The organism is Flavobacterium faecale, assembly GCF_048320115.1.
Taxonomy (GTDB): Bacteria; Bacteroidota; Bacteroidia; order Flavobacteriales; family Flavobacteriaceae; genus Flavobacterium; species Flavobacterium faecale_A.
Genome location: NZ_CP182943.1, coordinates 3444693 through 3457428, shown reverse-complemented (window position 1 = coordinate 3457428; position 12736 = coordinate 3444693). Strand labels below are relative to the sequence as shown.

Below are 12736 nucleotides of genomic sequence, written 5' to 3'. Positions count from 1 at the left end.
ATTCATTAATTTCCTTTTGTTAGTGCATTCAACATACCTTTAAAGATAAAACCATGAAAAGGGAGTACAGAGTACCAATAAAGTCTTCCCATTAGTCCTAAGGGTCTAAAAGTGGCGGTTTGAACTAGTTTGTTTTCCTTGATTTTGAATTCCAACCAAGCTTCACCTGGCAATTTCATTTCTGCGTAAAGTAACAATCTGCCTTCGCTTTTATTGGCATATAAAATGCGCCAAAAATCTAAAGCGTCACCCACGTTGAGTGAGTTTTTATTGGTTCGGCCGCGTCGCAAACCAACACCTCCCACAATTTTATCTATGATGCCTCTTATTCTCCATAGCCAATTGCCATAATACCAGCCATTTTCCCCACCGATACTCCAAATTTTTTCAATACAGGCTTCTCTATTTTGAATGAGTTTTTCTCGATGATCTATAAAACATCCGTGTGAAGGTACGTTGATAAAATCAGAGATAGCAATATTAATTCCGCTACTGCTATAGGCATCCTTCCAGCTAGATACAATGGCATTATTGTCAATTTTGAGGAAGGCTTTTTTTAGAGATTCTCGGTAGCTTAGGGGCTGAATTCCTAATAGAGTATTAAGATTATGATTGCGACAGATGACTTCTACTTTCATACTATCTACCAAGGCAGTGGCCAATTTATAAGTGGTAGAAGTGACAAAATACAACCAATAGGAAGACAGCCGTGGTGTCATTACAGGAACAATAAATATGCGTCGTTTTAAGCCTCGAACACGAGCAAACTCTAACAACATCTCTTTGTAACTGAGAATGTCAGGACCCCCAATATCAAAATTCTGATCAAATGTTTCAGAATTAAATATGGTTTGGGTCAAAAAAGCAATCACATCGGTAACGCCAATAGGTTGACACTTGGTTTTTAACCATTTTGGGGTAATCATTAGAGGTAGTTTTTCGACTAAATCTCTGATGATTTCGAAAGAAGCACTTCCAGAGCCAATTATGATTCCTGCTCGTAAGGTGGTCAAATGATATTTCCCCCCTGAGAGAAGGTTTTCAACATTTTTTCGAGAGGATAAATGAGAAGACAATTCAGATTCATTGACAATGCCACTTAAATACACGACATGTTTTACGTTAGTTTTGTTTAAAGCTTCTTTGAAATTGAGGGCAGATTGATGTTCCATTCTTTCATAATCGGAAGTAGTCGCCATAGAATGTACAAGGTAATAAGCGCCATCAATTTCTTTAGGTAATTTTTCTAATGATTTTTCGTCTAGAAGATCCATTTCGATGATCGCTATTTTATCTCTAATAGAAGCAGGAGGATGAAATCTTTTGACATCACGCACACAACATACTACTTCATGTCCCATTTCGACTAATACGGGAAGAATTCTTTTTCCGATATATCCAGTTGCTCCTGTTAATAGTATTTTCATGACGAAAGATAATTAGAATTTGGTTTTAATTTTTTGTAGTTTATTTCGGTTTTGAACGTCATCTTTTAAGATGCTTTTTAAAAAAATCGATGGTTCTGTTCCATGCTAATTCAGCAGCGGCTTCATCATAACGAGGAGTTGTATTGTTATGAAAACCATGGTTGACATTTGGGTAGAAATGGACAGTGTATTTGGTTTTGTTTGCTTTTAAAACAGTTTCAAAATTCTCCCACCCCGCATTGATCCGTGTGTCAAGTTCTGCATATTGAATTAATAATGGGCTTTTAATCAGTGCGGCTTCCTCGTCTGTGGGGTGTCCTCCGTAAAAAGGGACAGTAGCACCTAAATCAGGCAATTTTACGGCCATCATATTAGAAATCCATCCTCCAAAACAAAAACCTACCACGCCAATTTTACCATTGCATTTTGCATGTGTTTTTAAATAATTATATGCAGCTATGAAATCTTCCAGCATCTCGTTTTTATCTCGTTTTTTTTGTAATTCTCTACCATCGTCGTCATTTCCAGGATATCCCCCTAAAGGTGAAAGAGCATCCGGAGCAAGACTGATAAAACCTTCAATTGCGGTGCGACGGCCCACATCTTCTATATAAGGATTTAGTCCGCGATTTTCATGTACCACAATAACCCCAGCTAGTTTTTTGTAAATCCCTTTTGGTATAGAAAGTAATCCTTTTATGGTACCACCTCCTTTGGGTGAATTGTAGGTGATATAATCAGAATCCAATCGAGGGTCGTCTTTAGGGACTAGAATAGTATCTACATAGTTTGGAGTCATGAAACTCAAAAGCGCTCCTACAGTAATACTTCCAATTGTATAAACCGAAAGTTTCTCGACAAATTGTCGGCGATCTATTTTATTATGTGCATAATCATCATAAAGATCAAAAACTTCTTGGCTAATAGCATCTTTTTTAAGTTCACTCATGATTGCTGTTTTTTGCAATTAGTATTCCAAACAGTTTTTTGCAGTTTTTAACGATGTTGGTCAAATAAAATCACATTGCCGTCTGGATCAGTAATCATAAAATTAGCTGGCCCAGTGGTTTTAGGGTCTATTTTGTTGCTAGTATTGATACCAGTGTTTATTAATTTCTTTTGAATTTCTCTTACATCATCAAAATCTTCCATTTCATTGGCATTCTCATCCCATCCAGGGTTAAATGTTAAAAAGTTATTGTCAAACATACCTTGGAAAAGTCCAATCAGTGCGTTTTCATTCTTCATTATAAGATATTTTTTTTCAATATCCCCTGCAAAGATTTTAAATCCGAGGTTTTCATAAAATTCTTTGGAAATATTAATATCCTTGACGCTAAGACTAATTGAAAATGCACCTAACTTCATAATTTATATTTTTAGTTGAATACTTGATGTTTGATATCGTTTGAAAATCGAAAATAATTTTATGGATGTTGTATAACAATGATGGTTAACGAGCTGTTTATTAGTGTAATGAATATAAAAATAAGGAAATAAAATTGGTTTTTAGTTTTGAATGAACTAATTCTTACTATTTTATGTTTCGTTCTGAGGAAAAAAATCATTGTATATTAGTCTCTATAAAGCAATAACTTTTTTTTGAAGTTAACAAAACCACTTGTCTATTTTGATCATCTCCTTTAGATATTCCTCTTAGTTTGTTATAAATAATATTCTTATTCCTATCCAGTATTTTTTAATAGTACTTTTAAAAGCCAACTGTTAGTTATTGGTATCCAATAAAAAAGCCGCTAACTTTAAAAGTAGCGGCTTGGTTTTTATTTTAAAAAAAGCGATTATTTTCTTGCGATTACTTTTTCAGCAGCAGCAAAAATAGCTTGATTGTTTAATTTGTATTTTTCCATTAATTGCTCAGGAGTTCCAGACTCACCAAAACTATCTTGAACTGCAACAAATTCTTGTGGAGCTGGTGTGTTCAATGCTAATACTCTAGAAACGCTTTCTCCAAGACCTCCAAGGATGTTGTGCTCTTCAGCGGTAACTACACAACCTGTTTTAGCAACTGATTTTAAAATAGCTTCATCATCCAATGGTTTGATTGTGTGGATATTGATTACTTCAGCTGAAATCCCTTTAGCTTCTAAAGCTTCAGCAGCAATCAAAGCTTCCCAAACTAAGTGTCCCGTAGCGATGATTGTAACATCAGTACCTTCGTTAAGCATGATTGCTTTTCCAATTACAAACGGTTCGTCAGCAGGTGTGAAGTTTGGCACAACCGGACGCCCAAAACGCAAGTAAGCAGGACCTTGGTGATCAGCTAATGCAATAGTAGCAGCTTTAGTTTGATTGTGGTCACAAGTATTGATTACGGTCATGCCTGGTAACATTTTCATCAATCCAATATCTTCCAAAATTTGGTGTGTAGCACCGTCTTCACCTAAGGTTAAACCAGCGTGAGACGCACATATTTTTACATTTTTCTCAGAGTAAGCTACTGATTGGCGAATTTGGTCGTAAACTCTTCCTGTTGAAAAGTTTGCAAATGTTCCTGTAAAAGGAATTTTTCCACCTATAGTTAATCCTGCTGCAATTCCAATCATGTTAGCTTCCGCAATTCCGATTTGGAAAAAACGCTCTGGGTGATTTTTTTTAAAATCATCAAATTTTAATGATCCAATTAAGTCAGCACAAAGTGCAACAACATTTTCATTTTTTTGACCTAATTCAGTCATTCCCACTCCAAAACCTGAACGGGTATCTTTACTTCCTGTATTTGTGTATTTTTTCATTTTATGCTGAATTTATTTCAGTATGTTTTGTATGTATTAATATTCTGAAAACTTTGGACTGATTAATAATCTCCTAAAGTTTCAGGGTTTTGAGCTAAAGCATTTTCTAGTTGAGCATCATTAGGTGCTTTACCATGCCAAGCATGACTGTACATCATATAATCAACTCCATTACCCATTTCAGTATAAAGCAATACGCAAACTGGTTTTCCTTTTCCTGTTCTAGATTTGGCATCATTCATACCAGCAATAATAGCTTCTAAGTTGTTACCTTCTTTGATTTCAAGAACATCCCAATCAAAAGCTTCAAATTTAGCACGAAGGCTTCCCATTGCTAATACTTCGTCAGTAGTTCCGTCAATTTGCTTTCCGTTTAAATCAACAGTTGCAATTAAGTTGTCTACTTTTTTAGCAGAAGCATACATGATAGCTTCCCAGTTTTGTCCCTCTTGTAATTCACCATCTCCTGTTAGAGCATAAATCAAGTGGTTATCATTGTTTAATTTTTTTGCTTGTGCAGCACCAATTGCAACAGATAAACCTTGGCCTAATGATCCTGCAGCAACACGCACACCTGGTAAATGATCGTGAGTAGTAGGGTGTCCTTGTAGTCTTGAGTTGATCAAACGAAAAGTAGCTAATTCAGATACTGGAAAGTAACCGCTTCTAGCTAAAACGCTATAAAAAACTGGAGAAATATGTCCGTTTGAAAGGAAGAAAAGGTCTTCACCAATTCCGTCCATATCAAAACCTTCTTTGCGTTCCATTAGGTTTTGGTACAAGGCTACTAAAAATTCTGTACAGCCAAGAGATCCTCCTGGGTGACCAGAGTTGACAGCGTGTACCATTCTAAGAATGTCTCTTCTTACTTGGATCGTTAAATCGTTTAATTGTTGTGTATTAGGCTTCATTTTGTGTGTAAAAGTTAAACTGCTGCAAATGTAAATTTTATTTTGCCGTAAGACAAATGATTTTTAGATAAGTTAGCCTACATAATACCACTAAATGTGAAAAAGCTGTCGGTTAGGACAGCTTTTTTATTTTTATTGAAGTTTTTTACTAGAAATATTCTGCTTAGAGTTGCAACTTTTTTTCTCTTTGAAAGACTTTATAGGCCTTTTTTTTGTTAAGAAATTATAAGAAAGCTGTAGTAAGCGCATTGGCGTAGAAAGCTTTCCTGTTAATAGAGCTCATAGCGATTCTTGATAAGGCTTTATCAGCTTTTTTGTCTTCTCTTAGGGTTTTCTTTAGTAATCCTGCTGCATTTTTTTCGCCTAAAGTATTCGCGAAAGCACATAATGTACCATATGTGGCTATTTCGTAATGTTTTATTTTTTGTTCGGATGAGATAATTCCAGCGTCTCTAACGGTTCCAATATCTGTTGATTTGAGTAATTCATTTGTTTCTTTTAGGATACCATTCATCGCTTCGCATTTTTCTGTAGTAGGTCTGATGCTGGTAGATTTAAAGATTTCTTCAAGACGGATAAGATGTTTTTTGTTTTGCTCCAAGTGATTCTGTATGGCTTCGACCAAGTCTTTGTTGGTGGCATTTTTCATCATTTTCGCTAATGTTTTACTCAATGCTTTTTCTGCGTGATAAATGTCTTTTAAGCCTTTTACAAATAAATCTCTTAGTCCATGAGCAGAATCTTCTGTGCTCGAATAGGCTCCATTTTTGGTGATTGCTTTTTCCATGATGTTTTTTTTAAAAAATTAATATTTAAATCCAATCAAGTAGAAAGACTCCTGAGTAATGGATTTAGTTTGTTTTTGTGATAGACATACAGCCTTATTTTTTGATTGTTATAAAGTTAATGATTTTTAACTGTTTCACAGTTAGTTGTTTGATTGCTTAAAGTGTTAATTAACAAAAAATAGTAGGGAGATTCTTTGGTTATATTGTAAAACAGTAATTTGAAACTATTTTTTTTCGTATTTGCTTAGGAAGCAATCGTTGCATTCCTCGTTTAAGAATAATTGATTGCTCTTGATTTCGAACGAAGATTTCGAGTCATTTTCGTAGACAATCATCGGCTTTTCCCCTCCAAAAATAGAGGATTCTATCTCGATTTTATATTTTTATTCGGATTCTAGTTTCCCGTTCTCGTATTTTTTAATAGTGGTGTTAGAAATGTCCAGAAGAATTGTTTTTCCAGTTGATTGAGGTGTAAGCGTCATGCCAGCGATTCCACCAGTAGATTCTAACCAATTCCATTGCCCATAAAGATTTTGGTATTCTGGGATATTTTTATCAGTTGAGCACCCCATCATTAAAAATCCAACAATAAATAGAAGTATCTTTTTCATGATTTAATCGACATTTGAATGCTATTAAAGTTAAGAAAAAAAGCTGATTAATACTATTTTACTGTTTTGATAGCAACAGATATAAGTTTTTCATGTCGTTAAAAACGGGAATGTCAATTCCGTTGAATTGATCTTTGTTGTGCTTGTTAGTGTATCCAAAAACATCAAAACCCCCAGCTTTTGCAGCAGTAACACCAGCCAAACTATCTTCGATAACCACACATTCTTCAACAGAATAGCCCATTGATTTTGCGGCATGAAGATAGAGTTCGGGATTGGGTTTCCAGCTGTTAATATCGTAAGCGCTAAAAATATTTCCTTCAAAACGGTCAATGAGCTTTGTAGTGGTTAAGTTGAGTCTTATTTTTTCGGCTGGGCCGTTTGAAGCAACACAAACATCGATATTGATTTTAGAAAGTAATTCATGGACACCTGGAATGGGTTGCATTTGTGTTCTAAAGGCTTCAAAAGTACGTTCTCTGAATTCTTCTTCAAAAGTATCAGGGAGTTTTTGAGAAGCTAAACTTTCAATATAATCAAAACAAAACTGCAATGATTTGCCAAGAAAATGAGTCATGGCAAAATCAAGTTCGATGAGTACACCAATAGATTTTGCCATATCAACTAATGTTGCATTAGAGATACTTTCGCTATCGACAAGTACTCCATCACAATCAAAAATAATGCATTTGTATTTCATAATAATATTGATGAATTCTATTCTCCGCAAATAAAATAAAATTTTTTAGCGGAGCAAAATAAGGAAAGGTTTAGTTGTGTAATATGATTTAAGAACTGCAAGATAACATGGAGCAACCTACTTTGTTTCGAGCCCATTCAGGACGTTTGGCAAACCATTTTTCATGCTCGGGTTGTTCAGCGTATGGGTTTTTTAAAAGTTGGAATAATTCGTCAATCACGCTGTAATCTTCCTTGTCCGCAGCTTCTATAGCAAGTTGAGCCATGTAATTTCGCAATACGTATTTTGGATTTATAAGATTTATTTGAATAGCTCGCTCGCTGTCGGTTTCTTTTTCAAAGCTTAATCTTTTACTGTATTGATGAAACCAATTATTCCATATTTGAATTATCTCTGATTTTTGGTCCAAAGAATCATAAAAAGCATCTTGAATGTCTAGGAAACCATGATCTGGATTATCTTTTTCAAAACGACTTAAATTTCTAAAAAAGATTGTCATATCGGTTTCTGTTCGATGTAAGTTTTCTTCAAGTTCTTGGATGAGTGCCGCATCATTTTCTCTTTGGGTAAATAGTCCAATTTTGGAACGCATCATTGCCAAGTATTTGCTTTCATATTTTGTTTTGTAGTCTTCTAATATAGCTTCTAGTCCAGCTGTTTCCTCGATTAATGGGTAGATAGCATTAGCAAGTTGGTATAAATTCCATAACACCATTTCAGGTTGTTTGCCATAGCGATAACGTTTGTTTTGAGCATCGGTAGTATTGGGAGTCCATCCGTAATCATAACCTTCCAGCCAGCCATAAGGTCCGTAATCGATCGTCAATCCTAGAATAGACATATTATCCGTATTCATCACGCCATGAACAAATCCAACACGTTGCCAATGGAGCACCATATCTAAACTTCGGTTAGAAACTTCTTGGAAAAATTTCAAATAAGTACCTTTTGAAGGGTTGCCTAATTCAGCATAAAAATGTTTGATGGTATAATCAACAAGTATTTTTAAGTTTTCATAGTCTTGACGTGAAGCAAATATTTGATAATTTCCAAAACGAAGAAAACTAGGGGCAATGCGAGAAACGATGGCTCCTTTTTCATAGGCAGGGTTTCCATTGTACAAAATGTCTCTCAGTACTTGGTCTCCAGATAGTGCAAGAGACAAGGCTCGGGTAGTAGGTACACCCAAATGAAACATGGCTTCGCTACACAAATACTCTCTGATAGATGAACGTAAAACGGCTAATCCGTCGGCAGTTCTTGAATAAGGAGTTTTGCCAGCTCCTTTAAGTTGTATAGCCCAACGCTGATGGTTATGAACCACTTCTGCTAGATTGATGGCTCGACCATCACCGAGTTGTCCTGCCCAATGACCAAATTGGTGTCCGCCATAACACATAGCATAAGGTTGTGTATTGGGTAAAACTTCGTTGCCTGTAAAGATATTTTGAAATAGTTCTGATTGGGTTTCGGCTATAGAAATTCCGAGATTTTCGGCCATTTCTGGTGAAACATGTAGAATTTTAGGGTTGGCAGTTTTTTGTGGTGTTACCAATGAATAACATGCTTTTTCCACCTGTCGAACGTAATTACTGGTAATTGAGTCAGCAGGTAATTCTTTGTTGAAAGTATCTTGAATGTGGAGTTTCATGGCTTTGATTGTTTGTTACAAAGGTACAAATACTATTGTTGTAGATGGATTGTGATTGCTTTTTTACCAAGTATTTGATTTTACTTTTTCGAAATGTATTTAAAAAAGAAACCACGAATTTCACAAATTGTCATGAATTTTAAAATGAGTTTCTGTGTTTTTTTGCATGAGGGATAATCCCAAAGCTTCGGGAGAAAAGCCCGTTGACAAAAAAAAGACAGTAGTAGAACTTGTCGAGGATTTGAAATGTATAGCCCAACGCTGGTGGAACGAAGTGGAAACAGGGCCATGCCCATATTATTTTTGTCAGGTTTTTTTTTTGTGAAAGAGTTTATATTTATAATAAGGAGACTTTTTCTAAATTAAACTATATTTGCGCTCCCGAAAGGTCGGGAGAACAATCGGTACAAAAAACGCAGTATGAAGTTTGATTTATTAAAAAAAGATCCTCAGTCTAAGGCTAGAGCTGGAAGTATAACCACTGATCATGGTGTGATTGAAACCCCAATTTTTATGCCTGTTGGTACGGTTGCTACTGTTAAAGGGGTGCACCAGAGGGAATTAAGAGATGATATTAATCCTGATATTATTTTAGCAAATACTTACCATTTGTACTTGCGTCCGCAGACTGAAATTCTTGAAAAAGCGGGTGGATTGCACAAATTCATGAATTGGGATCGTCCTATTTTGACGGATTCTGGGGGATATCAAGTGTATTCACTTTCTTCAAACCGCAAAATTAAGGAAGAAGGAGTGAAGTTTAAATCGCATATTGATGGTTCATACCACTTTTTTACGCCAGAGAATGTTATGGAAATTCAGCGCACTATTGGTGCTGATATCATTATGGCTTTTGACGAATGTACACCCTATCCTTGTGATTACCATTATGCACGTCGTTCGATGAATATGACTCACCGATGGTTGGATCGTTGTATCAGTCATTTGGATAAATTACCAATGAAATACGGTTTTGATCAACATTTTTTTCCAATTATCCAAGGAAGTGTTTATAAAGATTTAAGAGAGAAGTCAGCAGAATATATTGCCAATACAAACCAAGTAGGTAATGCTATTGGAGGATTATCAGTAGGGGAGCCTGCTGAGGAGATGTATGCGATGACTGAAGTGGTTACGGCTATCTTACCAGAAGACAAACCTCGCTATTTGATGGGGGTAGGGACACCAATTAATATTCTAGAAAATATTGCCCTTGGAATCGATATGTTTGACTGTGTAATGCCAACTCGTAATGCCAGAAACGGAATGTTGTTTACGGCCAATGGTACCATAAACATCAAAAATAAAAAATGGGAAGCTGATTTTTCGCCAATTGACGAAATGGGGATTACTTATGTCGATACCGAATACTCTAAAGCTTATTTGCGCCATTTGTTTGCTGCCAATGAATATTTGGGAAAACAAATAGCTACGATTCACAACCTTGGATTCTATATGTGGTTAGTGCGTGAAGCTCGAAAACATATTATTGAAGGTGGTTTTAGAACCTGGAAAGATATGATGGTTAAAAATATGAGTCAGAGGCTATAAAATAGGTTTAATTTTTTAATCGGTTATTCGGTTAAACAATTAAACAAATAAACGATTACAGTTGACAATGCTAACAATATTAGATAAGTACATTTTAAAAAGATACTTGGCCACTTTTGTGACTATGTTGCTCATGTTTGTTCCTATTGGGATTATTGTGGATGTATCCGAAAAGATCAACTATATGATTGAGAACGAAGTTCCATTTATAAAGATTGCGGTCTATTATTATCATTTTACAATCTACTTTGCCAATGCATTGTTTCCTATATTTTTATTTTTATCCATTATTTGGTTTACCTCTAAGTTAGCTAATAATACAGAAATTATTGCCATCTTAAGTTCTGGGATTTCATTTACTCGATTTCTGAGGCCTTATATTATAGGCGCGACGCTGGTATCTGTTTTTGTACTGATAATGGGTTTTTTTGTGGTTCCTGTTTCCAGTGAAGGCTTCAATAATTTTAGGTACACTTATTTAAAGAGAGGCGGAAAAGAACAAATGCGCGGTCTTAATACCGATGTATATCGCCAGATTAATGATCATGAGTTTTTGTATGTTAATAGCTTTAATTCGTATTCAAAAACTGCTTTTAATTTTGCTTTAGAAAAGTTTAATAAAGAAAAACTGGAATCTAAGATCACCGCAAGTAGAATTCAGTGGAACCCTTCTGATAGTACTTATACCATGTATGATTATACTAAAAGAACCGTTGGGGAATTAGGTGATAAGATTGAAAGGGCTCCTGAAAAGAAAACAGTATTTAGCTTTGATTTAGAGGATTTAACTCCGGTAGTTTATATAGCAGAAACTTTGACATTAGACAAGCTCAACGCGTTTATTGAAAAAGAAAAGGCCAGAGGTTCTTCTAATATTAATACCTATATGGTTGTTTTGTACAAAAAGTATAGTGTACCAGTTTCGGCGTTTATATTGACTATTATTGCGGTTTCGGTATCTGCAATGAAACGAAGAGGAGGGATGGGAATGAACTTAACTATAGGGATAGCTATCGCTTTTGGTTTTGTCTTTTTTGACAAAGTGTTTGGTGTTATAGCCGAAAAAACTACTTTTTCACCTTTTATAGCGGTTTGGTTTCCTAATTTTGTTTTCGGTATTCTAGCCTTATATTTATTACGCAAAGCCAAGCGTTAAAGTTATCTGTTTTTATAAACAGTTGATATCTTGATTTTTGTTTAATAATTACGTTATTTTTAAATTTTAAGAAGTTATTGTTACAATTGGTAATCTCTTTTAAATTCACTAATTTCATCATGTTTTTAAGAGTTAAACAAAAAATAAAACTTTTAAACGATATAAAATTTTATATTTGCAATCCAAAATAAATTAAAACGCACAAATCCTATGGAATATTTAGATTTTGAGCTTCCAATAAAAGAATTAGAAGAGCAATTAGAGAAGTGTCAAGTTATTGGAAAAGAATCAGATGTTGATGTTACCAATACTTGTAAGCAAATCAATAAAAAGCTTTTAGAAACCAAGAAAGATATTTACAAGAATTTGACTGCTTGGCAAAGAGTACAATTGTCTAGACATCCTAGTAGACCATATACCTTAGATCATATCAGAGCGATTTGTGGAAATACCTTCTTAGAACTTCATGGAGACAGAAGCTTTAAAGATGATAAAGCCATGATTGGTGGATTAGGGAAAATTGGTGGACAATCTTTTATGATTGTAGGGCAACAAAAAGGTTACAACACTAAAACACGTCAATATAGAAACTTTGGGATGGCAAATCCTGAAGGATATAGAAAAGCGTTGCGTTTGATGAAAATGGCCGAAAAATTCAATATCCCTGTTTTAACATTAGTAGATACTCCTGGAGCTTATCCTGGTTTAGAAGCTGAAGAAAGAGGACAAGGAGAAGCTATTGCAAGAAATATTTTTGAGATGGTACGTTTAAAGGTGCCAATTATAACTGTAATTGTAGGTGAAGGTGCATCAGGTGGTGCATTAGGAATAGGTGTGGGAGATAGAGTGTATATGTTAGAAAACACTTGGTACTCTGTAATTTCTCCAGAATCTTGTTCTTCTATCCTTTGGAAAAGCTGGGAATATAAAGAAAAAGCAGCCGATGCTTTGAAATTGACTTCTTCAGATATGAAAAAACAAAAATTAGTAGATGATATTATTCCTGAACCATTAGGAGGTGCTCACTATGATAGAGAAACAACTTTTAAAACAGTTGAAGAATATGTTTTAAAAGGATACAACGAATTAAAAGATTTATCAACAGAAGAGTTAATAGCTCAGAGAATGGATAAATACAGCAAAATGGGTGAGTTTAAAGAGTAAAAAACTTACTTTTGCAAAGTCCAA

At 34.9% G+C, this 12736-nt stretch carries 12 protein-coding genes; 3 read left to right on the top strand and 9 right to left on the bottom strand.

Features of this window, described 5'->3' with window-relative positions:
* Nucleotides 1-5 precede the first annotated feature (5 nt).
* The 9 genes from ACNH59_RS14370 to ACNH59_RS14330 form a co-directional block, all read right to left on the bottom strand.
* Nucleotides 6-1427 (bottom strand): SDR family oxidoreductase, encoded by a 1422-nt coding sequence (locus ACNH59_RS14370; protein WP_418263209.1) that lies wholly within the window; start codon nt 1425-1427, stop codon nt 6-8.
* Between the two features lie 58 nt (nt 1428-1485).
* A complete protein-coding gene (locus ACNH59_RS14365; RefSeq protein WP_418263208.1) occupies nt 1486-2376 on the bottom strand; it encodes a dienelactone hydrolase family protein in 891 nt (296 codons plus the stop codon).
* 47 nt (nt 2377-2423) lie between these two features.
* The gene (locus ACNH59_RS14360; protein ID WP_418263207.1) at nt 2424-2795 is read right to left on the bottom strand and encodes a VOC family protein; all 372 of its coding nucleotides are present in this window, start codon (nt 2793-2795) and stop codon (nt 2424-2426) included.
* A 431-nt stretch (nt 2796-3226) separates the two neighbouring features.
* Nucleotides 3227-4180 carry a transketolase family protein gene (locus tag ACNH59_RS14355; protein ID WP_418263206.1) on the bottom strand — a complete coding sequence of 318 codons (954 nt, stop codon included), beginning with the start codon at nt 4178-4180 and terminating at the stop codon, nt 3227-3229.
* Between the two features lie 62 nt (nt 4181-4242).
* Nucleotides 4243-5091, bottom strand: a complete 849-nt coding sequence (locus ACNH59_RS14350; protein WP_418263205.1) for a transketolase — start codon at nt 5089-5091, stop codon at nt 4243-4245.
* 223 nt (nt 5092-5314) lie between these two features.
* Nucleotides 5315-5878, bottom strand: coding sequence for a ferritin-like domain-containing protein (locus ACNH59_RS14345; RefSeq protein WP_418263204.1), 564 nt, complete (start codon nt 5876-5878; stop codon nt 5315-5317).
* Between the two features lie 384 nt (nt 5879-6262).
* Nucleotides 6263-6490: a hypothetical protein gene (locus tag ACNH59_RS14340; RefSeq protein ID WP_418263203.1), complete on the bottom strand. Its 228-nt coding sequence runs from the start codon at nt 6488-6490 to the stop codon at nt 6263-6265.
* A gap of 58 nt (nt 6491-6548) precedes the next feature.
* Complete coding sequence (locus ACNH59_RS14335; RefSeq protein WP_418263202.1) at nt 6549-7190, bottom strand: HAD family hydrolase; 642 nt, start codon at nt 7188-7190, stop codon at nt 6549-6551.
* Nucleotides 7191-7278: 88 nt separating this feature from the next.
* Nucleotides 7279-8841: a protein adenylyltransferase SelO gene (locus tag ACNH59_RS14330; protein ID WP_418263201.1), complete on the bottom strand. Its 1563-nt coding sequence runs from the start codon at nt 8839-8841 to the stop codon at nt 7279-7281.
* A gap of 420 nt (nt 8842-9261) precedes the next feature.
* Here ACNH59_RS14330 and tgt point away from each other — a divergent pair, with 420 nt between their 5' ends.
* From tgt to ACNH59_RS14315, 3 genes are all read left to right on the top strand, one after another.
* Nucleotides 9262-10392 (top strand): tRNA guanosine(34) transglycosylase Tgt, encoded by a 1131-nt coding sequence (tgt, locus tag ACNH59_RS14325; RefSeq protein ID WP_418263200.1) that lies wholly within the window; start codon nt 9262-9264, stop codon nt 10390-10392.
* A gap of 67 nt (nt 10393-10459) precedes the next feature.
* Nucleotides 10460-11548 (top strand): LptF/LptG family permease, encoded by a 1089-nt coding sequence (locus ACNH59_RS14320; RefSeq protein WP_418263199.1) that lies wholly within the window; start codon nt 10460-10462, stop codon nt 11546-11548.
* A 210-nt stretch (nt 11549-11758) separates the two neighbouring features.
* Nucleotides 11759-12712 carry an acetyl-CoA carboxylase carboxyltransferase subunit alpha gene (locus ACNH59_RS14315; RefSeq protein WP_418263198.1) on the top strand — a complete coding sequence of 318 codons (954 nt, stop codon included), beginning with the start codon at nt 11759-11761 and terminating at the stop codon, nt 12710-12712.
* Nucleotides 12713-12736: the final 24 nt, after the last annotated feature.